The organism is Pseudomonas citronellolis (assembly GCF_001586155.1).
Lineage (GTDB): Bacteria > Pseudomonadota > Gammaproteobacteria > Pseudomonadales > Pseudomonadaceae > Pseudomonas > Pseudomonas citronellolis.
In genome coordinates this window covers 695197-716714 of sequence record NZ_CP014158.1, presented here as the reverse complement: position 1 = coordinate 716714, position 21518 = coordinate 695197, and the positions used below count along the sequence as shown (strand labels likewise).

Here is a 21518-nt window from a genome sequence, read left to right as displayed (position 1 = left end):
CGAAAAACCGCGTGATTGCGCAGCGTCTGGCTCAGCTCGAAGACAACTCACGCAGCGCGGCGGTAGCCAGGAAGCCGGAGCGGGAGGCGTAGCGATGGTCGCGCTTCACGCGTTCGTCGATGCGTTGCAGGAGGTTTTCCGGGAGGCTGGCGTTGAAGCGCACGGCCTTGCCCAGGTAGGGGGTGACGTCGAAGTCGACCACCGCCCAGACGCCGCCGGCGTAGTCGGGGTTGCCCATGTGGGTGTCCACTTCCTGGGCTTGCGGGAGCGTCTCGCCGTCGGCCACCAGGCCTTCGAAGTGCAGGGCCAGGGCTTCCTGGACGTTTTCCAGCGCCTGGCTGACGGTGCCGCCGGCGGAGAAGCAGCCAGGCACGTCAGGGATGGTCACGCCGTAATCCGAGTCGGCGTCCTTGTGCAGAACCACGGGGAATTTCATGTTGATGCCCTCCTCCTGGGCTGACGGCCGACTCATCGCAGGCCGGCCTGGCGCAGAATGCTGTTCACGGTCCCGATCGGCAGGTTGCTCCTGGGGTGGGGAACCGTCACCCGCCCCTTCTTGGTGAAATGCCGGAACTGGTGATGACTGCCTTTCACCTCAACCAGGAACCAGCCATCCGCCCGGATCAACTCCATGATTTCTCGACTGCGCATCGTCCCTCCGCCCAGCCTTGGTGTGTATGCTACACACCAAGGCCGTGATTATCTACACACACTACACACCCAACTTTCGACCTTGCCGTCAGGCGCTCCGCCGCAATTGAAGAGCGCCGAGGCTTTGGGCGGTACGAGGGGGTTGGCGGGAGCGGAAATCTGGGAAATTGCCTACAGGGCATTGGCGTTGCTGTCTTACGAGGCGGCTGCGTAGCGTTCCACCTGCCACGGATCAGACGTGGCCAGGTGTGGAATCCTGCTAGCAACCATCGCAATACACGCCATAGCGGAGTTCTTCGGCGTTCACCGAACGATCTTCGGCTGTCTATGGCGGGCCGTGCGAGGCGGGCTTTTGCCCGACCGGTTGGTTGCTTCCGGGATTCCACCCTTGCACGGTCCGCCTCCCTTCTCCGGATTGCCTGGGTGGCGGCTTCTTCGATGCAGCAAGGAGCGACAGCATGAGCCTTTCTTCTACTTCCGATTCCGTTCTCGTCCCTTCGGTTTTCCTGCGCCATCGCCGGCCCCTGCGGGCGGTGCTGATCGAGAACCAGGCGTGGTTCGTCGGGCGCGACCTGGCGCGGCTGACCAACAGCCATGTGTCCACGCGGGTTATCCACAAACTGGATGCCGATCAGCAGCGGTTCGAGTGTCTGCAGGTGGCTGGCGGCGAGGTGACGCGTGAGTGGCTGGTCAGCGAGAGCGGCGTGTATGCGCTGCTGATGGTGCATTTCTATCACCCGGAGAACCGGGGCTTGCGGCAGTGGTTGAGCAATGAGGTGGTGCCGGCGTTGCGGGATGCTCGGCAGGGTGATCCGGATTTGCCGCGGCGAAGGGTGAAGCGGGTGCAGGGGCAGCAGTTGAGCGTGCTGGATTGGCAGGGGAAGTTGTGGGTGCGGTTTGGGGATGCGGTGGGGTTGATGGAGCGGGAGGTTCGGCGGGAGTTGTAGGGTTGGGGGCGGTATTCATGGTGATGGGTATCGTTGCGCTCAACGCCATCCTACGGGGGTCAAGGTTGGGTCAGGTGCGGTTTTTGACTTGGGTTCCCTCTCCCCAGCCCTCTCCCTGAAGGGAGAGGGGGCCTGTTCGTGCCGAGAGAGATAATGGTTTCAGCCGGAACCTACCTGGCTAACCGGCTAACTCCAAAACGCCCGCATCTGCCCAACGGTCCCCTCTCCCTTCAGGGAGAGGGTTAAGGAGAGGGCTGCCGGGCCTCGCTCTAGCGCCGACAGCCTTGACCGGACCCCGCTTCACCGCTTCGCAATGATGTAAACCGCATGCACGATGCCCGGGATGTACCCCAGCAACGTCAGCAGGATGTTCAGCCAGAACGCCCCGCCGAAGCCCACCTGGAGGAACACGCCCAGGGGCGGGAGGATGATGGCGATGAGGATGCGGATCAGGTCCATGGCGGGTGCTCCTTGTAACTGTGGCTACTGACACCAGCATCGACCACAGCCGCTTCGCTGGCGTTCAATCCTTTTGCGCGCCTGGACCGAATGCCACCCACGGGCCATAGTTGTACGCAGGCCCGGGCCGCTATGTATCGAAAAGGTGCAACCCCACCCACGCACCTGAGCGGCGCCTCTCCACTCTCCAGAACAGCCCGCAAGGTCCGCTTCTTGCAGCGATCGCCGGGCATCCGCTGCATCCGCCAGCATGGTCACCTTTCTACACAGTCCGTCGAGTTCGACCAATGGCTGGTTGCACCTGGTTGCACCTTTGTCGTCCGGCGTTTAAATTCTCGCCACATTTCCGCCGTGCCCACTTTCAATAACAGGTACAACCATGGCCACCACCACCCTTGGCGTGAAGCTGGACGACGCCACCCGTGAACGTCTGAAGCAAGCCGCCCAAACCATCGAGCGCACGCCGCACTGGATCATCAAGCAGGCGATCTTCAACTATCTGGAGCAGATCGAGGGTGGTCTCTCCCCCGCCACGCAGTCCGGCCTGGCCGCCGCGGCAGGCGAGGAGTCGCTGGAGGCGCTGAACGAGCAGGGCCTGCAGGTGTTCCTGGACTTCGCCGAGAGCATCCTGCCGCAGTCGGTGCTGCGCGCCGCCATCACTTCCGCCTACCGCCGCCCGGAAACCGAAGCGCTGCCGATGCTGCTGGAACAGGCCCGCCTGCCGCAGGACAAAGCCGAGGCCGCCAACAAGATGGCCCTGGGCATCGCCGAGAAGCTGCGCAACCAGAAGAGCGCCGGCGGCCGCCAGGGCCTGGTGCAGGGTCTGCTGCAGGAGTTCTCGCTGTCGTCCCAGGAGGGCGTGGCGCTGATGTGCCTGGCCGAGGCGCTGCTGCGCATTCCGGACAAGGCCACCCGCGACGCGCTGATCCGCGACAAGATCAGCAACGGCAACTGGAGCCAGCACCTGGGCCAGAGCCCGTCGATGTTCGTCAACGCCGCCTCCTGGGGCCTGCTGATCACCGGCAAGCTGGTGTCCACCCACACCGAAGCGGGCATGACCTCCTCGCTCAACCGCATCATCGGCAAGAGTGGCGAGCCGCTGATCCGCAAGGGCGTGGACATGGCCATGCGCCTGATGGGCGAACAGTTCGTCACCGGCGAGACCATCGGCGAGGCCCTGGCCAACGCCGCGAACATGGAAAGCCGCGGCTTCCGCTATTCCTACGACATGCTCGGCGAAGCCGCACTCACCGACGAGGACGCCAAGCGCTACCTGGCCTCCTACGAGCAGGCCATCCACGCCATCGGCAAGGCCTCCCACGGCCGCGGCATCTACGAAGGCCCGGGCATTTCCATCAAGCTCTCGGCGCTGCACCCGCGCTACAGCCGCGCGCAGTACGACCGGGTGATGGACGAGCTGTACCCGACCCTGCTCGGCCTGACGCAGATGGCCAAGCAGTACGACATCGGCATCAACATCGACGCCGAGGAAGCCGACCGCCTGGAAATCTCCCTCGACCTGCTGGAACGCCTGTGCTTCGAGCCGTCGCTGAGCGGCTGGAACGGCATCGGCTTCGTCATCCAGGCCTACCAGAAGCGCTGCCCTTACGTGATCGACTACGTGATCGACCTGGCCAAGCGCAGCCGCCACCGCCTGATGATCCGCCTGGTGAAGGGCGCCTACTGGGACAGCGAGATCAAGCTGGCCCAGGTCAACGGCCTGGAGGGCTACCCGGTCTACACCCGCAAGCCCTACACCGACGTTTCCTACATCGCCTGCGCGCGCAAGCTGCTGGCGGTGCCGGAGGCCATCTACCCGCAGTTCGCCACCCACAACGCTCATTCGCTGTCGGCCATCTACCAGATCGCCGGGCAGAACTACTACCCCGGCCAGTACGAGTTCCAGTGCCTGCACGGCATGGGCGAGCCGCTGTACGAGCAGGTGGTGGGCAAGGTCGCCGACGGCAAGTTCAACCGCCCGTGCCGCATCTACGCCCCGGTGGGCAGCCACGAGACGCTGCTGGCCTACCTGGTGCGCCGCCTGCTGGAAAACGGCGCCAACACCAGCTTCGTCAACCGCATCGCCGACCACAGCATCTCGCTGCAGGACCTGGTGACCGACCCGGTGCAGCAAGTAGAGCAGATGGCCGCCCAGGAAGGCACCCTCGGCCTGCCGCACCCGCGCATCCCGCTGCCGCGTGACCTCTACGGCGAAGGCCGGGCCAACTCCGCCGGCCTGGACCTGGCCAACGAACACCGCCTGGGCTCGCTCTCCTCAGCGCTGCTGACCAGCACCAACCAGGCCTACATCGCCCAGCCGGTGCTCGGCGGCGAAGCCCCGGCGCCCGCCGCGGCCGAGCCGGTGAAGAACCCGGCCGACCACCGCGACATCGTCGGCCAGGTACACGAGGCCAGCGAGGCGGACGTGAACAACGCCCTGCTCAGCGCCCAGGCCAGCGGGCCGATCTGGCAGTCCACCCTGCCGGAAGAGCGCGCCGCCGTGCTGGAGCGCGCCGCCGACCAGATGGAAAGCGAGATGCAGCAGCTGATGGGCCTGCTGGTGCGCGAATCCGGCAAAACCTTCGCCAACGCCATCGCCGAGGTGCGCGAGGCGGTGGACTTTCTGCGCTACTACGCGGCCCAGGCCCGTACCTTCTCCAACGACAGCCACCGCCCGCTGGGCCCGGTGGTGTGCATCAGCCCGTGGAACTTCCCGCTGGCGATCTTCAGCGGCCAGGTGGCCGCCGCCCTGGCCGCCGGCAACACCGTGCTGGCCAAGCCGGCCGAGCAGACCCCGCTGATCGCCGCCCAGGCCGTGCGCATCCTGCTCGAAGCCGGCGTGCCGGCCGGCGTGCTGCAGCTGCTGCCGGGCCGCGGCGAAACCGTTGGCGCGCGTCTGGTCGGCGACGAGCGCGTGCGCGGCGTGATGTTCACCGGCTCCACCGAGGTGGCCGGCATCCTCCAGCGCAATATCGCCGGCCGCCTGGATGCCCAGGGCCGCGCCATTCCGCTGATCGCCGAGACCGGCGGGATGAACGCGATGATCGTCGACTCCTCGGCGCTGGCCGAGCAGGTGGTGGTGGACGTGATCAACTCCGCCTTCGACAGCGCCGGCCAGCGCTGCTCGGCCCTGCGCGTGCTGTGCGTGCAGGCCGACGTGGCCGACCGCGTGGTGCAGATGCTCAAAGGCGCCATGGCCGAATACACAATCGGCTCGCCGGAGCACCTGAACGTGGACATCGGCCCGGTGATCGACGCCGAGGCCAAGGGCAACATCGACCGCCACATCCAGGCCATGCGCGACAAGGGCCGCAAGGTCTTCCAGGCCGCGCGGGTCAACGGCGACACGCTCAAGCGCGGCACCTTCGTGGTGCCGACGCTGATCGAGCTGGACAGCTTCGACGAGCTCAAGCGCGAGATCTTCGGCCCGGTGCTGCACCTGGTGCGCTACGAGCGTTCCGACCTGGACCAGTTGCTGGCGCAGATCAACGCCTCAGGCTACGGCCTGACCCTCGGCGTGCACACGCGCATCGACGAGACCATCAGCCAGGTGGTGAGCAGCGCCCATGTCGGCAACCTGTACGTGAACCGCAACATCGTCGGCGCCGTGGTCGGCGTGCAGCCCTTCGGCGGCGAAGGCCTGTCCGGCACCGGCCCGAAGGCCGGCGGCCCGCTGTACCTGTTCCGCCTGCTGTCGACCCGCCCGCGCGATGCGGTGGCCAGGCAGCTGGCCGGCGACAACGTGCAGGCCCTGCCGCGCCCGGCCGAGCGCGAGAAGGCCCTGCAAGCCCTGCGCGACTGGGCGGCCAAGCAGGAGCCGGAACTGGCGAAGGTGGCGGACGAGTTCGCCAGCCTGGCGCAGAGCTACGCCTGCCACGTGCTGACCGGCCCGACCGGCGAGCGCAACACCTACACCCTGCTGCCGCGCGAGCGCGTGCTGAACATTGCCGAGGAGCGTGCCGACCTGCTGGTGCAACTGGCCGCCACCCTGGCGGTGGGCAGCCTGGCGGTATGGCCGGCAAGCCAGCGCGAGCTGCGCGACAGCCTGCCGAAGGAAGTGCAGAAGCGTATCGAGCTGGTCAACGACTGGACCGCCGCCGAAGTCGCCTTCGACGCCATCCTGCACCACGGCGATTCCGACCAGCTGCGCGAGGTGTGCGAACAGGCCGCCAAGCGCAAGGGCGCGATCGTCGGCGTGCACGGCCTGGGCAAGGGTGAAACCGACGTACCGCTGGAACGCCTGCTGGTGGAGCACGCCCTGAGCGTGAACACCGCGGCCGCCGGCGGCAACGCCAGCCTGATGACCATCGGCTGATGCGACGGCGGCGGCCCTACCCGGCCGCCGCCAGCGACACCCGCGCCCTTGCGGCGCGAACCGCGCTACCGCCCTCGTCGAGGGGGCTACCCGCCCGGCAGCGCGGCTTTCCCTCCAGGCATTCCATGCCTTGCGTCCGCCCACACAGCGGACGCCGCGGCGGGGTTACCCTCCCCGCCGCTTCCTTGAATACCGGAACCGGCCCAGGGCCGGCGAGCTAGAGCAGAACAAGGCGGAAACAGGCGAGAGCGCGGAGTTTACGCGCGGTAAATGAGCAAGCTCTCGCCTGTTTCCAACGCAGTTATGCCGACGCGCAGCCGACCATGGGCCGGTTCCTACAGGAACCAGCGGTATTCGCGCGCACTGACTTCGTCCATGAACTCCAAGTGGTCGTGGCGCTTGTTCTCGCAGTAGACGAAGACGAACTCGCTGCCGAGCCCTTCCTTCACTATCGGATGGTTCTCCATGGCCGCCACCGCGCCGAGCATGTCGCGGGGGAAGTCGATGCCGCTGTCGCGGTCTTCGTTCAGCGGGGCGATGGGCTCCTTGCCCGCTTCCAGGCCGTATTCCATGCCGGTGAGGATGGCCGCCAGGACCAGGTACGGGTTGGCGTCGGCGCCGGCCAGGCGGTGCTCGATGCGCAGGTTCCGGCCGTCGGACTCGGGGATGCGGATGCAGGCGTCGCGGTCTTCGAAGCCCCAACTGGCCTTGCTCGCCGCGTTCACCCGCGAGCCGTAGCGGCGGTAGGCGTTGTGGTTGGCGGCGAAGATCGGCATGCAGTGCGGCAGCAGCTCCAGGCAGCCGGCCACGGCGTGGCGCAGCGGGCGCTGGCCCTCGCCATCGAGCAGGTTGCGGCCGTCGCGGTCGTACAGGCTGACGTGGACGTGCATGCCGCTGCCCGGCGCGTGCAGGTAGGGCTTGCTCATGAAGCTGGCGCGGTACCCGTGCTTGAGCGCCACGCCACGGGTGGCGCGGGTGAACAGCGCGGCCTGGTCGGCGGCGTGCAGGCCGTCCTCGCAGTGGGCGAAGTTGATCTCGAACTGGCCCGGGCCGATCTCGGCGGTGATCACGTTGGCGTCCACGCCCTGCTCGCGCGAGGCCTCGACGATTTCATGCAGCACGTCGGAGAAGCGCGACAGGCGCTCGATGTGCATGTTCGGCTGGTCGTCCTCGTCGTCGCACAGCGGGTCGCGCGGGTACTGCGGCAGGCCGTCCTTGAGCTTCCTGTCGAACAGGTAGAACTCCAGCTCGAAGGCCACCACCGGGCGGATGCCCTTGCCTTCCAGGCGCTTGAGCACGCGTGCCAACACTTCCCGCGGTTCGAACTCGATGGGTGCCTCGGTGCCGTCGGAGCTGATGATCATCTGCCCCAGCGGCTGGCTCTCCCAGCGCACCGGCTTGAGCGTGCCGGGGATCAGCCGGCGCGGCGCGTCCGGGTCGCCGTCGTTGAAGCAGTAGTCGCCGATCGGGTGCAGGCCGCCCTGCACGCCCAGCAGCACGCAGTTCTGCGGCAGCTTCAGGGGCGAGCCGGCGGCGACTTTCTCCAGCATGTCCACCGGGTAGCGCTTGCCGTAGAAGTGCCCCGGGATGTCCAGGCAGATCAGGTCGACGTAGCGCACGTCCGGGTTCTGGGCGCGGAAGGCGCGTACTTCGCTGAGCAGGTCGGGGAAGGTTTGGCGGTTCATCTTCTTGGTGCCTGTGTCGGGCGCGGCCGGATGCCTTCAGGTGAAGATCCAGAGCACCCTCGTTGGTTTGTCTGTCAGGTTGCCGTAGCGGAATTTCGCGTGCGGCGGCAGTTGGAAGCTGTCGTTGGGGTAAAGGGTGACGGTCTCGTCCTGGTACCAGAGGGTCAGTTCGCCCTCCAGCACGAAGCCGCCCTGCTCGGAGCTGTCGTTGAGGTGGTCCTCGCCGCTGGTGGCGCCGGGGGCGAGGATGCTGTCGAGCATCGAGAAGCCACCGGACATGTTCGGCGAGGCGAGGATGTCGGTGATGCCGCCGGCGTAGTACAGCGTGCGGCGGTCGGCCGGGCGCGTCACCCAGGCCAGCTCGCGCGCCGGCCCTTCGGCGTAGAAGTAGGTGGTCGGCACGCCGAGGGCTTCGCTGATGGCGGTGAGGTCCGCCACGGTGGGGCGCGACAGGCCGCGCTCGACCTGGGAGAGGAAGCCCACCGAGCGGCCGATGCGCTCGGCCAGGGCGCCGAGGGTCAGGTTCTTGTGCTTGCGCAGGTCGCGGATGAGGGTCGCGAGGTGTTCGTTCTGGTGTTCTTGCATAGGCGCTTTCCGGCTCGGATCAGAAGAAGTCCCGCAAGCGATACCAGGCTTTGCCGACGGCTTCCAGTGGCGCGGCGAAGCGCTGGCCGCCGGGGAAGCCGGGATTGCTCAGGCGCTGGTACAGGTCGAGCTCCTCGCTGCGCCCCAGCATCGCCTGGCTGACCGCGCGGGCGGCGGCCAGGCTGGGCAGCACGCCGTGCCCGGAATAGCCCTGGAGCCAGTAGAGGTCGCCGCGGCGGCCGATGTCCGGGGTACGCCGCATGCTGCAGTCGATGTGCCCGCCCCAGGCGTATTCCAGCTCCACCCCGCGCAGTTGCGGGAACACCCGCTCGACGTAGGGCCGGGTGGCGGCGCGGATGTCCGAGGGCATTCCGCCCAGGTAGGTGCAGCCGCCGCCGAACAGCAGGCGGTGGTCGGGGGTGAGGCGGAAGTAGTCGAGGACGAACTGGTTGTCGGTGACGCAGCAGTTCTTCGGCAGCAGCGAGTGCGCAAGCTCAGCACCCAGCGGCGCGGTGGCGACCTGGTAGGTGCCCACCGGCAGGATGCGCGCGGAGACTTCCTTGTCCAGGCCGTCGATGTAGGCGTTGCAGGCCAGCACCAGGGCGGCGCAGCGGATGCTGCCGTGCTCGGTCTCGACCAGGTAGCCGTTGCCCTGCTCGCTGTAGCGCAGCGCGCGGGTCTGCTCGAAGATGCGCCCGCCGGCCTTCTCCAGCGCGCCGGCGAGGCCGTAGGCCAGTTTCAGCGGGTTGAGGTGCGCGGAATTCGGGTCGTACAGGCCGGCCAGGTAGCGTTCGCTGGCGATCCACTGCGGCAGCTCGGCGCGGGAAACCATCTGCAGGCCTTCGTAGCCCCAGCGGCGCGCAGCCTCGCCCTGCCACTCTTCGAGCATGCCGACGCGGCGCGGCAGTACGGCGGTCCACAGGTGGCCGACGCGGTAGTCGCAGTCGAAGCCGTGGCGCTGCGGCAGGTCGCACATTTCCCGCGCGGCCCAGAGCATGCCCTGCCACAGGCGCAGGGCGCCTTCATGGCCGAGGTCGGCCTCGATCGGCCCGAGGTCGCTGGACCAGCCCGGCAGCGCCTGGCCGCCGTTGCGCCCGGAGGCCGCCCAGGCGATGCGGCTGGCCTCGATGACGCAGACCTGGCGGCCGCCTTCGGCCAGTTGCAGCGCGGTGTGCAGGCCGCTGAAGCCGGCGCCGATCACCAGCACCTCGACCTCCAGCGCATCCGTCAGCTGCGCGCGGGGCTGCAGCAATTCCGGGTTGGCGGCGGCGTAGTAGGTGCCGACGGGCTGGCTGGATTGCAGGAACATGGCGACCTCGTGAAATTGTCATGCTTGTTTTTCATGAAAACTAGCACAACTAATTTCATGAAGCCAGCCCGGCACAAATCCACAGCGACCCGCGGCAGCCCAGCCAGGGGGAAGCCGGTCCGTGCGCGCGGGATGACAGACGCCCATCTATTGCTATGTTCTTAGGAGATAAAAAGGCCGCCGGACGCGGTTCGGTCGGGCGTACAGGGGATAACCGGATGAATCGGATGCTGAAGCCGCAGCCTTATTGCAAGAATTGCCGACTGGCACCGCCCACCCTCAGCGACGACAAGCTCCAGGAGCTGGAAGCCCTCATCAAGCCCGGCCACCTGCTGCACAAGGGCGACCACCTGTTCCGCCAGGGCGACGCCTTCCACAACGTCTACCTGGTGCGTTCCGGCTCGCTGAAGACGGTGACCACCAACGAGCAGGGCCTGGAGAAGATCACCGGCTTCTATTACGCCAACGAGATATTCGGCTTCTCCGGCATGGACGAGGGCCGCTACCCGGTGTCGGCCATCGCCCTGGAAAGCACCCTGTGCAGCGAGATTCCCTTCGACCAACTGGAGCTGCTGTCGCAGCAGATTCCCGGGCTGTCGCACCAGCTGCTGCTGATGATGAGCCGTAAGATCCGCGAGGACCAGCAGATGAAGCTGCTGCTCTCGCGGCTCAACGCCGATTCGCGGATCGCCGCCTTCCTGCTGAACATCTCCGCGCACTTCCGCGAGCGCGGCTTCTCGGCCCTGCGCTTCCGCCTGAGCATGTCGCGCCACGAGATCGGCGACTACCTGGGGCTGGCGGTGGAGACCGTGTCGCGCAGCTTCACCCGCCTGCAGAAGAACGGCCTGTTGCGGGTCAACGGGCGGGAGACGGAGATCGTCGACTTCACCGAGCTGTGCGCGCTGGCGGGCGGCGAGATCGAACTCTGAAGCCCTGCCTTTCCCTCGTAGGATGGGTTGAGCCTGCGAAACCCATGCGGTCATTGGCGATGGGTATCGCTACGCTCAACCCATCCTACGGTGTTTGCCTGAGGGGTAGGAGCGGGCCCTGCCCGCGATTCGCGCGCAGGGCGCGCTCCTACATGGAATACGTCATGGCGCCGCGATGCGGCCGGCAGGCCGCCTCCGGCCCCGGGGCGCAAGGCCCCGGCCGGGAATAAAAGCCGCCCCGATGGACCAAAACGACGTCCGGGGGCGGGCGCGAGGCAGGTTGTGGGCAGCCGCCGCGTCAGGCGGGGCCGCTGCCCAGGCATTCAGGGCCCTGCAGGCGGGCCGTCCAGTCTTCCACCACGCCACTGGCCAGGCGTTGCGCGGCGGTCTTGCGCCAGCGCAGCGAGAGCGCGTCGCACGCCATCATCTGGCGCAGGCCGCAACGCTCCAGCGGTTCGCCGAAGTACCAGCGCAGCAGGCTGGCGACGCTCAGCTGCGGGTAGTGCCGCTGCACCAGCTCCAGCGGCGCGGCGGCGCTGACCATGCCGGCGCGGCGCACCCGGTAGAACCAGCCGCAGCGGCCCTGCTGCTGCAACTCCAGCGGCAGTTCCGGGAGGTTCCAGCGGCGCCCCAGGCGGTAGCACGGCGAGCGCGGCTGGCTGACCTCGATCAGCGCATCGCCCCAGCGGAACAGGTCGCCGATGCACACATCCGCCTCGCTGACGCCGAAGGTCGAGAGGTTCTCGCCGAAGGCCGGTTGCTGCCAGCGCTGCTGCGGGTGCTGCTTGCGCCAGTGGCGGTAGTGCTCGGCCGGGTAGTGGTGCAGCGCGCGGTCGAGGCCGCCGTGGTGGCGCAGGTCGGCCTGTTCGTCGCCGGGCAGGCCTTCGCTGCCCAGCCAGACTTCCTCGCGGGTTTCCAGCTTGTCGATGGCGCTGATCAAACCGCCCCAGCACTCTTCGACTTTGCCTATGAAAACACCCTGGATGACGATGCCTTCCACCTTTGTCTACCCGTCTGCAGCAGCGGACAGGCACTAGACTAGAGCCTCGGATAGGCTCCTATCCATTTCGATTTTCCAGTTTCGTTGATAAGCCGCGCTTATGGATTTTCGCCAGCTCCGCTATTTCGTCGCGCTCTACGAGGAAGGCCACGTCGGCCGTGCCGCCGAGCGCCTGGCCCTGTCGCAGCCGGCGCTGTCGCAGCAGATCCGCCAGCTGGAGCGGAGCCTCGACGTGGCCCTGTTCCAGCGCGTCGGCAAGCGCCTGGTGCCGACCGTGGCGGCGCACACGCTGTACAACCATGCCGTGCCGCTGCTCGAAGGCCTGGAGCGCGCCCACGAGGCCCTGCGCGGCTTCCGCGGCCAGGCCGCGCGCAGCCTGGCCATCGGTGTGCTGCAGACGGTCAACGCCAGCCTGGTGCCCTACCTGGTGGAACGCCTGCATGCCGCGCAGCCGCATTTGCAGGTGCGCATCTACGAACTGTCCGGGGTGGAGATCGAGCGCCGGCTGCTGGCCGGGCAGCTGGACATCGGCATCGGCTTCCTGCCGCCGCGCCAGCCGGCGCTGCACGGCGTGGAGCTGTACCCGGACGAGCTGCAACTGGTGATCCCCGCCGACCACCCGTTGCGCGAATTCAAGAAGGTGTCCCTGGCCCAGGCCGCGGAGCTGCCGATGCTGCTGCTCGGCGAGGAATTCCGCGCCCGGCAGATCTGGCAGGAACAGCTGGCCGCCATCGGCCGCCGGCCGCGGGTGCAGGCCGAGCTGAACCACATGAGCGGCATCCTCGACAGCCTGCCCCACAGCCGCTTCGCCACGGTGCTGCCGGGCCGGGCGCGGCAACTGCACAGCAACCGCGACCTGCTGTGGAAGCCGTTGAGCGAGCCGCGCATTGCGCTGAGCGTGGGGCTGGTGTACCGCGATGCGCAGCGCCAGCACAGCACCGTGGAGTTGCTGCGCTCGCTGCTGGAAGGCGTGGTGCAGAGCTTTTCGTAGGAGCACCGGTCTTGCAGGCCGCGCCAGAGTGCTCTTCGTAGGATGGGTTGAGCCTTGGCAAAACCCATGCGGTCGTGGCGATGGGTATCGCTTCGCTCAACACCATCCTACGGGTCGTTGTGTTTGCCGGAGGGCGTAGGATCTCATCCGCGCCATTCCCCTTGTAGGAGCGCGCCCTGCGCGCGAATCGCGGGCAGGGCCCGCTACAGGTTGCCGGGAGGCACGGTATTCCTCCCCCGTAGGAGCGGACCTTGTCCGCGATAGCCGGGCGTCCCGGCGCGGATCGCGGATGAGATCTCCTACGCCGCCCCACCCGCACCGTCCCCCTGTAGGAGCGCGCCCTGCGTGCGAATCGCGGGCAGGGCCCGCTACAGTTGGCCGGGCAGGAAAAATCGCAGGCAAAAGAAAACCCCGCCTTGCGAGCGGGGTTTTGCAGACCGATATCCTGACGTCCGTGCTGGCCACCGTCCGTGGTGGAATCCCTTTCTTTCCGTTTTGTCGTCGGCGCTTCCTGCGCAATGTCCTGACTGAGAAGAAGATTACCCCTCGCGCCGACGAGCCGATAGACGCCAAATGACACCACGACGTGTAAGCCTAGGCTTACAAAACCGTTGCACCCCTGAAACGACAAGGCCCCGCCGAAGCGGGGCCCTGTCAGGTTGCGCCGATCAGAACTGCGCAGCGTCGAGCAGGTACAGCGACTCGCTGCCGGCTTTCACCGAGGCGGTCAAGGAGTGGATGCGCGGCAGCAGGCGGGCGAAATAGAAGCGCGCGGTGCCCAGCTTGCTGGCGTAGAAGTCGTCCTGACCTTCCTTGCCCAGCGCCGCGCGGGCCATCAGCGCCCACATGTAGGCGTAGGCGGTGTAGCCGAACACGTGCAGGTATTCGACCGAGGCCGCGCCGATCTCGTTGGGGTTGGCCTTGGCGCGGTCCAGCAGCCAGGTGGTCAGTTCTTCCAGGTTCTGCACGGCGGCGTTCAGCGGGCCGGTGAACTCGGCCAGCTCGGCGCCGGCCGAGGCGGTGAAGGCGCGGATTTCGTCGCTGAACAGCTTGGCGAAGGCGCCACCGCTGCCGACGATCTTGCGGCCCACCAGGTCCAGCGCCTGGATGCCGTTGGTGCCTTCGTAGATCTGGGTGATGCGGCAGTCGCGCACCAGTTGCTCCTGGCCCCACTCGCGGATGAAGCCGTGGCCGCCGAAGATCTGCTGGCCGTGCACGGTGGTTTCCAGGCCCATGTCGGTGAGGAAGGCCTTGGCCACCGGGGTCAGCAGCGCCACCAGGCTCTCGGCGCGCTGGCGCACGGCGGTGTCTTCGCTGTACTTGGCGGTGTCCAGCTGCATGGCGACGTAGCTGGAGAAGGCGCGGCCGCCCTCGTTCAGCGCTTTCATGGTCAGCAGCATGCGGCGCACGTCCGGGTGCACGATGATCGGGTCGGCGGCCTTGTCCTTGGCTACCGGGCCGGTCGGCGCGCGGCTCTGGATGCGCTCGCGGGCATATTCCACGGCGCTCTGGTAGGAACGCTCGCCGGTGGCCAGGCCCTGGATGCCAACGCCCAGGCGCTCGTAGTTCATCATGGTGAACATGGCCGCCAGGCCTTTGTTCGGCGCGTCGACGATCCAGCCGGTGGCGCCGTCGAAGTTCATCACGCAGGTGGCCGAGGCCTTGATGCCCATCTTGTGCTCGATGGAGCCGCAGGACACGGCGTTGCGCTCGCCCAGGGAACCGTCCTCGTTGACCAGCACCTTGGGCACCAGGAACAGCGAGATGCCCTTGGAGCCGGCCGGCGCGTCGGGCAGCTTGGCCAGCACCAGGTGGACGATGTTCTCGGTCAGGTCGTGCTCGCCGCCGGTGATGAAGATCTTGGTGCCGCTGACCTTGTAGCTGCCGTCGGCCTGGGGCTCGGCCTTGGTTCGGATGATGCCCAGGTCGGTGCCGGCGTGGGGCTCGGTCAGGCACATGGAACCGGCCCAGGTGCCGGCGTACATGTTCGGCAGGTACTTGGCCTTGAGCTCTTCGCTGGCGTGGTTGAGCAGCGACAGGCAGGCGCCGGCGGTAAGCATCGGGTACAGGCCGAAGGACAGGTTGGCCGAGTTGACCATTTCCTCGACCTGCGCGCCTATCACCTTGGGCATGCCCATGCCGCCGAACTCCGGCGAACCGCCCACGCCCACCCAGCCGCCTTCGGCGTAGGTGCGGTAGGCCTCGGGGAAGCCGGCCGGGGTCTTCACACCCTCGGCGCTCCAGCTGCAGCCTTCCTCGTCGCCGCTGCGGTTGAGCGGGGCGATCACGCCCGCGGTGACCTTGCCGGCTTCCTCGAGAATGGCGCCGGCGGTATCGACGTCGACGATCTCGGCCAGGCCGGGCAGTTCGGCCCAGAGCTTACTGACCTCGAAGACTTCGTTGAGGACGAATTGCATGTCGCGCAGGGGTGCTTTGTAGTCAGCCATGTTGGGAATCCTCGAGCGAAACAACGGCTGAACAAGCAGCCAGCGGTATTCAGGATAGAAGGTACGCAAGGGTACGCCGGCGGAGCTTACTCCGCAAACACTTCAGAGACATAGCGTCATGTTGTGAACGAATAATTAATTATTGGTCACAATATTTATCCACCGGACAGCCAGCGGCCCCGGCCGCCCTGGGGCAACCGGGGCCGCTGGCGCCGCGATCAGAGCGCGAACTGCTCGGCGGACAGGCGCATCAGCGTCTCGCCGCCGGCTTCCACCGCCGCCAGGTGCGCCGCGGCGCGCGGCAGCAGGCGGGCGAAGTAGAAGTCCGCGGTGGCCAGCTTGGCCTGGTAGAAGTCCGCCTCGGCGGCGCCCTCCTCCAGCTTCTGCCGGGCCACCAGGGCCATGCGCAGCCAGAAGTAGCCGAGGGTGACGTAGCCGGAGAACATCAGGTAGTCCACCGCCGCCGCGCCCACTTCGTCGGGGTTCTTCATGGCCGCCATGCCGACCTTCTGCGTCAACTCGCCCCACTGCTTGTTCAGCGCCGCCAGCTGCGCCACCTGGGCCTTGAGCTGCGGGTGCTCGGCGTTGGCCTGGCACAGCTGGTGGACCAGCTTGGTGAAGCCCAGCAGCAGCTTGCCCTGGCTGCCCAGCACCTTGCGGCCCAGCAGGTCCAGGGCCTGGATGCCGTTGGTGCCTTCGTAGATCGGGGCGATGCGGCAGTCGCGCACCAGCTGCTCCATGCCCCATTCGCGAATGAAGCCGTGGCCGCCGAACACCTGCATGCCGTGGTTGGTCACCTCCAGCCCGGTGTCGGTCATGAAGGCCTTGCAGATCGGGGTGACGAAAGCCAGCAGGTTGGCCGCCTGCTCGCGCTCCTCGGCGTTGTCGGACAGGTGCTCGATGTCCAGCAACTGCGCGGTGAAGTAGGCCAGGGCGCGGTTGCCCTCGTTGAAGGCCTTCATGGTCAGCAGCATGCGCCGCACGTCGGGATGGACGATGATCGGGTCGGCCGGCTTGTCCGGCGCCTTGGGCCCGGTCAGGGCGCGCATCTGCAGGCGTTCCTGGGCGTACTTCACGGCGCCCTGGTAGCTCACTTCGCCGAGACACAGGCCCTGCATGCCGGTGCCCAGGCGCGCGTGGTTCATCATGGTGAACATGCAGGCCAGGCCCTTGTTGGCCTCGCCGATCAGGTAGCCGGTGGCGCCGTCGAAGTTCATCACGCAGGTGGCCGAGGCCTTGATGCCCATCTTGTGCTCGATGGAGCCGCAGGCCACGGCGTTGCGCGCCCCGGCCTCGCCGCTGGCGTCGAGCAGGAACTTGGGCACGATGAACAGCGAGATGCCCTTGGTGCCGGCCGGCGCGTCGGGCAGCTTGGCCAGCACCAGGTGGATGATGTTCTCGCTCAGGTCGTGCTCGCCGGCGGAGATGAAGATCTTGGTGCCACTGATGGCGTAGCTGCCGTCGGCGTTGGGCACGGCGCGGGTCTTGATGATGCCCAGGTCGGTGCCGCAGTGCGGTTCGGTCAGGCACATGGTGCCGGTCCAGGTGCCGGCGGTCATGCGCGGCAGGTAGGCCTGCTTCTGCTCGGCGCTGCCGTGGGCGTGGATGGCGGCCATGGCGCCCTTGGTCAGGCCGGGGTACATAGCCCAGGAGCAGTTGGCCGCGCCGATCATCTCGCTGACCAGCAGGCCGAGGGAATGCGGCAGGCCCTGGCCGCCGTAGGCCGGGTCGGAGGACACACCGTTCCAGCCGCCCTCGACGTACTGCGCGAAGGCCTCCTTGAAGCCCTTGGGCGTGGTCACCACGCCGTTGTCGAAGTGGCAGCCTTCCTCGTCGCCGGAGCGGTTCAGCGGGGCCAGCACCTGCTCGCAGAACTTGGCGCCCTCCTCGAGGATGGCGGAAACCATGTCCGGGCTGGCATCGGTCGCCCCCAGAGCCTGGTAGCGGCCGGCAAAGTCGAAGACTTCGTCGATCAGGAAGCGCATGTCGCGCAGGGGTGCCTTGTACTCGGGCATGGCGGTTCTCCAGTCGGTTCGGCGCCAAAGCGGCGCGGATCAACCCCGAACCTACTGTGCGCCGGAAAGCCCCGGCAATCACTCTGCGCGCGATGAATGCGCGGCCATAACCGGCGCCTGGCCGACACTGCGGCCACGCAGGAAAAAGCCCGCCAGCGGGCGGGCTCGATCAGGCGAAGACCACTTCCACCCGCCCCTCCCGGCGTGAGCGGGGTGCGGCCTTGACCACGATCTGCACGTCACGTCCGAGCCGGGCCAGGCAGTCGATCATCTTGGCCTCGCTGATGCCTCTGAATTTCCCACGCAACATGTCGGAAACCTTGGGTTGAGGGAGCCCGAGGATTTCCGCCGCCTGGGTCTGGGTCAAGTGGCGGGCCTTGATGATGCTACCGATCTTGGATGCCAGCCTGGCCTTGACCTGCATCTCGCCTGCATCGGCCCTGCCGAGGTCGGCATAGACGTTGCCGCTGCCTTCTTCGAACTCAATCATTCTCTACGCTCTTCGCATGGGCTTGCGCATCCTTCAGCCTTTTCCTGATCAGCTCCAGGTCGTGCTGCGGAGTCTCTATGCCCTTGGTCGATTTCTTCTGGAAGCAGTGCAGAGCATAGACCGCCGTCGCAAGCTTCACCGTATAGACCGCTCGATAGGTGTCGCCATCATGGTCTTCGACAACCTCCAGCACGCCGGCACCCGAGAAGCCTTTCATCGGCTTGGTCTGGGGGTGCTTGCCACCTTCCTGCGCCTGGTGCAGGGCAAAGCCGAACACATCCTGGACATCGTCAGGCATATCCAGAAGATCCCTCTTGCTGCTGCCCATCCAGATCAACGACTTCACTGATGGCTCGGCTTCCTTGTGAATGGCCGAACGAATCTATACCCATATTGGTATAACGATCAAGCCATGCGCCAAGAAGTGCAGGCGTGGAAACGAAAACACCCTGCGAGCACTGGGCTCGCAGGGTGCTTTCTGAGCAACCCGCCATGCAGCGGGCTGACGGCAGCGGCAGGATCAGTAACCGAGGGAGAAATCTTCCTCGGCCATGTCCATCAGGTTGCCGGCGCCGGACAGCATGGCGGCGACGTGGGCGCGGGTACGCGGCAGGATGCGCTGGAAGTAGAAGCGCGCAGTCTGCAGCTTGGCCTTGTAGAAGCCCTCCTCGCTGGTGCCGGCCGCCAGTTTCTCGGCAGCCAGGCGCGCCATGTCGGCCCAGAAGTAGGCCAGGCAGGCGTAGCCGGAGAACATCAGGTAGTCCACCGAAGCGGCGCCGACTTCCTCGCGGTCCTTCATGGCGGCCATGCCGACCTTCATGGTCAGCTCGCCCCACTCCTTGTTCAGCGCGGCCAGCGGGGCGACGAATTCCTTGACGGCTTCGTTGCCTTCGTTAGCCTGGCAGAACTTGTGCACGATCCTGGTGAAGCCCTTGAGCGCCTCGCCCTGGGTCATCAGCACCTTGCGGCCCAGCAGGTCCAGCGCCTGAACGCCGGTGGTGCCTTCGTACAGCATGGAGATGCGGCTGTCGCGGACGTTCTGCTCCATGCCGTGCTCGGCGATGAAGCCGTGGCCGCCGTAGATCTGCACACCGTGGTTGGCCGCTTCGAAGCCGACTTCAGTCATGAACGCCTTGGCGATCGGGGTGAGGAAGGCCAGCATCGCGTCAGCGGCTTTCTTCTGCTCTTCGTCCTGGCTGCGCTGGACGATGTCGACCTGCTTGGCGGCGAAGTACAGCATGGCGCGGTTGCCTTCGGCGAAAGCCTTGGCGGTCAGCAGCATGCGGCGCACGTCCGGGTGTACGATGATCGGGTCGGCGGCCTTTTCCGGGGCTTTCGGGCCGGTCAGCGAACGCATCTGCAGACGCTCGCGGGCGTAGGCGATGCCACCCTGGAAACCGATCTCGGCGTGGGCCAGGCCTTGCAGCGCGGTGCCCAGGCGAGCGGTGTTCATGAAGGTGAACATGCAGTTCAGGCCCTTGTTCGGCGGGCCGATCAGGAAGCCGGTGGCGGCGTCGAAGTTCATCACGCAGGTGGCGTTGCCGTGGATGCCCATCTTGTGCTCGATGGAGCCGCAGGAAACGGCGTTGCGCTCGCCTACGCCGCCTTCTGCGTTGGGCAGGAACTTCGGCACGATGAACAGCGAGATGCCCTTGGTGCCCTGCGGGGCGTCGGGCAGGCGGGCCAGCACGATGTGGACGATGTTGTCGGCCATGTCGTGTTCGCCGGCGGAGATGAAGATCTTGGTGCCGGTGACCTTGTAGGTGCCGTCGGCCTGGGGCTCGGCCTTGGTGCGCAGCATGCCCAGGTCGGTGCCGCAGTGCGGCTCGGTCAGGCACATGGTGCCGGTCCACTCGCCGGACACCAGCTTGGTCAGGTAGGTGGCCTGCTGCTCCGGGGTGCCGTGGGCGTGCAGGGTGTTCATGGCACCGTGGGACAGGCCCGGGTACATGCCCCAGGACCAGTTGGCCTGGCCGATCATTTCGCTGATGGCCATGCCCAGGGATTCCGGCAGGCCCTGGCCGCCGTGCTCGACGTCATGGGCCAGGCTCGGCCAGCCGCCTTCGACGAATTGCTGGTAGGCCTCTTTGAAGCCGCTGGGGGTCTTCACGCCCTCGGGGCTCCAGGTGCAACCTTCCTGGTCGCCGACGCGGTTCAGCGGGGCGATCACCTGTTCGCAGAACTTGGCACCCTCTTCGAGGATGGCATTGACCATGTCCGGCGTGGCGTCCTGGGCGCCCGGCAGGTTCTGGTAGTGCGCTTCGTAGCCCAGCAGCTCGTCGCGAACGAAACGGATATCACGCAAGGGGGCCTTGTAATCAGGCATAGCGGTAAACCTCTACGAAGGGTTCTGGTTAATGGGCGACCGGTGCTTGCGGTCGCTGTACGGGAGCGTTCCCGGCCGCCCAGCCGATGCGCCGCGCGCCTCGACTCTCAAACAGGCGTTTGAAACATACGTTTACGCCCTACCCTTGTCAAGCGCGCAAACCGACCACCCGGTCACGCTCAAGGGCACGGGCCAGAGCGCTGCATTCGCGGGTATCGATAGGGATAAGTAAAGCCCAGCCGCAGGCCGTCGACAGACGACTATCCGAAGCTGCTGAGAGGAAATTCTGAAGGGAGGAAAAGCGTCAGACGCTGATGTCGATCAGCGTCCCGAGGGTTTCGTCGGCGGTCTGCAGGACGCGGCTGGACGCCAGGGCGGCGTACTTGCTCATTTCCATGTCCACCACGGGCCGGGCGATGTCGTCCTTGGCCACGGGCTGCGCGGCCACCTGCGCGGCGGCACGGTCGACCTGCTGCAGGCCGCGCTGCAGCCCCTGCAGACCGGTACTGAATGCGTTACCGGAGATTTCCATGGTCGATCTTCCTCGGAGGAACCTGCCGCCTATTCAAGCAGGATCGCCGATGATATTCAAAGGCCATCAGTCCGGAAGATCAAGAATGCCCAGGTCCAGGTGCGCGGCCACTGCCATGGGCGTCGGCGCGGCCAGGTGAGGCACGCGGCCGATGCAGGGCGCCGGCAGGCGTTCGGCGAGGGTCGCCAGGTTCTCTTCCAGGCGCGAGGTCTTGGGGTCGACGATGTTCGCCACCCAGCCGGCCAGCGGCAGGCCGTCGCGCAGGATGGCCTCGGCGCTGAGCACCGCATGGTTGATGCAGCCCAGGCGCACACCCACCACCAGGATCACCGGCAGGTCGAGGCGGATGGCCAGGTCCGACAGGCTCTCTTCGCCGGCCAGGGGCACGCGCCAGCCGCCGGCGCCTTCCACCAGGGTGAAGTCGGCGCCGCGCGCCAGCACGTGGCGCACCGGCCCGGCCAGGGTGTCCACGTTCAGCGCCACGCCGACTTCGCGGGCCGCCAGGTGCGGGGCGATGGCCGGTTCGAAGGCGAAGGGGTTCACCTCCTCGTAGGCCAGCGGCAGGCTGCACTCGCCCAGCAGGGCCAGGGCGTCGCCGTTGCGCAGGCCCTCGGGACGGCGCTCACAGCCGGAGGCCACCGGCTTGGCGGCGGCGGTGGACATCCCGGCCATGCGCGCGGCGTGCAGCAGGCCGGCGGCGATGGTGGTCTTGCCGATTTCGGTGTCGGTGCCGGTGATGAAAAACGCGTGTGGCATGGGGTTCCTCAAGGGCTATACATAGGTGCCGGCTGCGCCGAGGGGCTTTCGTAGGATGGGTTGAGCTTGCGAAACCCATGC

At 66.8% G+C, this 21518-nt stretch carries 18 protein-coding genes; 4 read left to right on the top strand and 14 right to left on the bottom strand.

Going from position 1 to position 21518, the window contains the following annotated elements; translation table 11 throughout:
• Positions 1 to 31 precede the first annotated feature (31 nt).
• Entirely contained in the window at positions 32 to 436 is a 405-nt protein-coding gene (locus PcP3B5_RS03210) for a type II toxin-antitoxin system HicB family antitoxin (protein ID WP_043319209.1), read from the bottom strand.
• 32 nt (positions 437 to 468) lie between these two features.
• Positions 469 to 651, bottom strand: coding sequence for a type II toxin-antitoxin system HicA family toxin (locus tag PcP3B5_RS03205; protein ID WP_009615522.1), 183 nt, complete (start codon positions 649 to 651; stop codon positions 469 to 471).
• Positions 652 to 1109: 458 nt separating this feature from the next.
• Here PcP3B5_RS03205 and PcP3B5_RS03200 point away from each other — a divergent pair, with 458 nt between their 5' ends.
• The gene (locus PcP3B5_RS03200) at positions 1110 to 1598 is read left to right on the top strand and encodes a BRO-N domain-containing protein (RefSeq protein WP_061560561.1); all 489 of its coding nucleotides are present in this window, start codon (positions 1110 to 1112) and stop codon (positions 1596 to 1598) included.
• A 300-nt stretch (positions 1599 to 1898) separates the two neighbouring features.
• Here PcP3B5_RS03200 and PcP3B5_RS30370 read toward each other — a convergent pair whose 3' ends face one another.
• On the bottom strand, positions 1899 to 2057 hold the full coding sequence (locus PcP3B5_RS30370) for a YqaE/Pmp3 family membrane protein (RefSeq protein WP_009615518.1): 159 nt from the start codon (positions 2055 to 2057) through the stop codon (positions 1899 to 1901).
• A 379-nt stretch (positions 2058 to 2436) separates the two neighbouring features.
• Here PcP3B5_RS30370 and putA point away from each other — a divergent pair, with 379 nt between their 5' ends.
• Positions 2437 to 6372: a trifunctional transcriptional regulator/proline dehydrogenase/L-glutamate gamma-semialdehyde dehydrogenase gene (gene putA / locus PcP3B5_RS03195; RefSeq protein ID WP_061560560.1), complete on the top strand. Its 3936-nt coding sequence runs from the start codon at positions 2437 to 2439 to the stop codon at positions 6370 to 6372.
• A 335-nt stretch (positions 6373 to 6707) separates the two neighbouring features.
• Here putA and PcP3B5_RS03190 read toward each other — a convergent pair whose 3' ends face one another.
• The 3 genes from PcP3B5_RS03190 to PcP3B5_RS03180 are packed head-to-tail and all read right to left on the bottom strand — an operon-like array spanning position 6708 to position 9951.
• Positions 6708 to 8057, bottom strand: coding sequence for a glutamine synthetase family protein (locus tag PcP3B5_RS03190; protein WP_061560559.1), 1350 nt, complete (start codon positions 8055 to 8057; stop codon positions 6708 to 6710).
• A gap of 36 nt (positions 8058 to 8093) precedes the next feature.
• Complete coding sequence (locus PcP3B5_RS03185) at positions 8094 to 8642, bottom strand: helix-turn-helix domain-containing protein (RefSeq protein ID WP_043319201.1); 549 nt, start codon at positions 8640 to 8642, stop codon at positions 8094 to 8096.
• Between the two features lie 19 nt (positions 8643 to 8661).
• Complete coding sequence (locus tag PcP3B5_RS03180; protein WP_061560558.1) at positions 8662 to 9951, bottom strand: NAD(P)/FAD-dependent oxidoreductase; 1290 nt, start codon at positions 9949 to 9951, stop codon at positions 8662 to 8664.
• Between the two features lie 227 nt (positions 9952 to 10178).
• Between PcP3B5_RS03180 and PcP3B5_RS03175 the strand changes: the two genes are divergently transcribed.
• The gene (locus tag PcP3B5_RS03175; protein WP_009615508.1) at positions 10179 to 10880 is read left to right on the top strand and encodes a transcriptional regulator FNR; all 702 of its coding nucleotides are present in this window, start codon (positions 10179 to 10181) and stop codon (positions 10878 to 10880) included.
• A gap of 298 nt (positions 10881 to 11178) precedes the next feature.
• Here the strand turns inward: PcP3B5_RS03175 and PcP3B5_RS03170 are convergent, their stop codons facing one another.
• Positions 11179 to 11880 carry an MOSC domain-containing protein gene (locus tag PcP3B5_RS03170; RefSeq protein ID WP_061560557.1) on the bottom strand — a complete coding sequence of 234 codons (702 nt, stop codon included), beginning with the start codon at positions 11878 to 11880 and terminating at the stop codon, positions 11179 to 11181.
• Between the two features lie 100 nt (positions 11881 to 11980).
• On the opposite strand from PcP3B5_RS03170, the gene PcP3B5_RS03165 reads away from it, so the two are divergent.
• Positions 11981 to 12871: a LysR family transcriptional regulator gene (locus PcP3B5_RS03165; protein ID WP_009615504.1), complete on the top strand. Its 891-nt coding sequence runs from the start codon at positions 11981 to 11983 to the stop codon at positions 12869 to 12871.
• Positions 12872 to 13539: 668 nt separating this feature from the next.
• Here the strand turns inward: PcP3B5_RS03165 and PcP3B5_RS03160 are convergent.
• The 7 genes from PcP3B5_RS03160 to bioD form a co-directional block, all read right to left on the bottom strand.
• Positions 13540 to 15318 carry an acyl-CoA dehydrogenase C-terminal domain-containing protein gene (locus PcP3B5_RS03160; RefSeq protein ID WP_061560556.1) on the bottom strand — a complete coding sequence of 593 codons (1779 nt, stop codon included), beginning with the start codon at positions 15316 to 15318 and terminating at the stop codon, positions 13540 to 13542.
• Positions 15319 to 15536: 218 nt separating this feature from the next.
• Entirely contained in the window at positions 15537 to 17333 is a 1797-nt protein-coding gene (locus PcP3B5_RS03155) for an acyl-CoA dehydrogenase C-terminal domain-containing protein (protein ID WP_043319190.1), read from the bottom strand.
• Positions 17334 to 17502: 169 nt separating this feature from the next.
• The gene (locus tag PcP3B5_RS03150) at positions 17503 to 17823 is read right to left on the bottom strand and encodes a helix-turn-helix domain-containing protein (protein WP_043269347.1); all 321 of its coding nucleotides are present in this window, start codon (positions 17821 to 17823) and stop codon (positions 17503 to 17505) included.
• Entirely contained in the window at positions 17816 to 18121 is a 306-nt protein-coding gene (locus tag PcP3B5_RS03145; protein WP_203228555.1) for a type II toxin-antitoxin system RelE/ParE family toxin, read from the bottom strand. Before PcP3B5_RS03145 ends, PcP3B5_RS03150 begins: the two co-directional genes overlap by 8 nt.
• Positions 18122 to 18343: 222 nt before the next feature.
• Positions 18344 to 20149, bottom strand: coding sequence for a phenylacyl-CoA dehydrogenase (locus PcP3B5_RS03140; protein ID WP_043269352.1), 1806 nt, complete (start codon positions 20147 to 20149; stop codon positions 18344 to 18346).
• A gap of 304 nt (positions 20150 to 20453) precedes the next feature.
• Positions 20454 to 20681 (bottom strand): hypothetical protein, encoded by a 228-nt coding sequence (locus tag PcP3B5_RS03135; protein ID WP_009615495.1) that lies wholly within the window; start codon positions 20679 to 20681, stop codon positions 20454 to 20456.
• A 66-nt stretch (positions 20682 to 20747) separates the two neighbouring features.
• Positions 20748 to 21437: a dethiobiotin synthase gene (bioD, locus tag PcP3B5_RS03130; RefSeq protein WP_043269354.1), complete on the bottom strand. Its 690-nt coding sequence runs from the start codon at positions 21435 to 21437 to the stop codon at positions 20748 to 20750.
• Between the last annotated feature and the right edge of the window lie 81 nt (positions 21438 to 21518).

Coding starts and splice junctions, on each gene's coding strand:
- PcP3B5_RS03210 (WP_043319209.1), bottom strand. CDS start 436: ATGAAATTCCCCGTGGTTCTGCACAAGGACGCCGACTCGGATTACGGC.
- PcP3B5_RS03205 (WP_009615522.1), bottom strand. CDS start 651: ATGCGCAGTCGAGAAATCATGGAGTTGATCCGGGCGGATGGCTGGTTC.
- PcP3B5_RS03200 (WP_061560561.1), top strand. CDS start 1,110: ATGAGCCTTTCTTCTACTTCCGATTCCGTTCTCGTCCCTTCGGTTTTC.
- PcP3B5_RS30370 (WP_009615518.1), bottom strand. CDS start 2,057: ATGGACCTGATCCGCATCCTCATCGCCATCATCCTCCCGCCCCTGGGC.
- putA (WP_061560560.1), top strand. CDS start 2,437: ATGGCCACCACCACCCTTGGCGTGAAGCTGGACGACGCCACCCGTGAA.
- PcP3B5_RS03190 (WP_061560559.1), bottom strand. CDS start 8,057: ATGAACCGCCAAACCTTCCCCGACCTGCTCAGCGAAGTACGCGCCTTC.
- PcP3B5_RS03185 (WP_043319201.1), bottom strand. CDS start 8,642: ATGCAAGAACACCAGAACGAACACCTCGCGACCCTCATCCGCGACCTG.
- PcP3B5_RS03180 (WP_061560558.1), bottom strand. CDS start 9,951: ATGTTCCTGCAATCCAGCCAGCCCGTCGGCACCTACTACGCCGCCGCC.
- PcP3B5_RS03175 (WP_009615508.1), top strand. CDS start 10,179: ATGCTGAAGCCGCAGCCTTATTGCAAGAATTGCCGACTGGCACCGCCC.
- PcP3B5_RS03165 (WP_009615504.1), top strand. CDS start 11,981: ATGGATTTTCGCCAGCTCCGCTATTTCGTCGCGCTCTACGAGGAAGGC.
- PcP3B5_RS03160 (WP_061560556.1), bottom strand. CDS start 15,318: ATGGCTGACTACAAAGCACCCCTGCGCGACATGCAATTCGTCCTCAAC.
- PcP3B5_RS03155 (WP_043319190.1), bottom strand. CDS start 17,333: ATGCCCGAGTACAAGGCACCCCTGCGCGACATGCGCTTCCTGATCGAC.
- PcP3B5_RS03150 (WP_043269347.1), bottom strand. CDS start 17,823: ATGATTGAGTTCGAAGAAGGCAGCGGCAACGTCTATGCCGACCTCGGC.
- PcP3B5_RS03145 (WP_203228555.1), bottom strand. CDS start 18,121: ATGCCTGACGATGTCCAGGATGTGTTCGGCTTTGCCCTGCACCAGGCG.
- PcP3B5_RS03140 (WP_043269352.1), bottom strand. CDS start 20,149: ATGCCTGATTACAAGGCCCCCTTGCGTGATATCCGTTTCGTTCGCGAC.
- PcP3B5_RS03135 (WP_009615495.1), bottom strand. CDS start 20,681: ATGGAAATCTCCGGTAACGCATTCAGTACCGGTCTGCAGGGGCTGCAG.
- bioD (WP_043269354.1), bottom strand. CDS start 21,437: ATGCCACACGCGTTTTTCATCACCGGCACCGACACCGAAATCGGCAAG.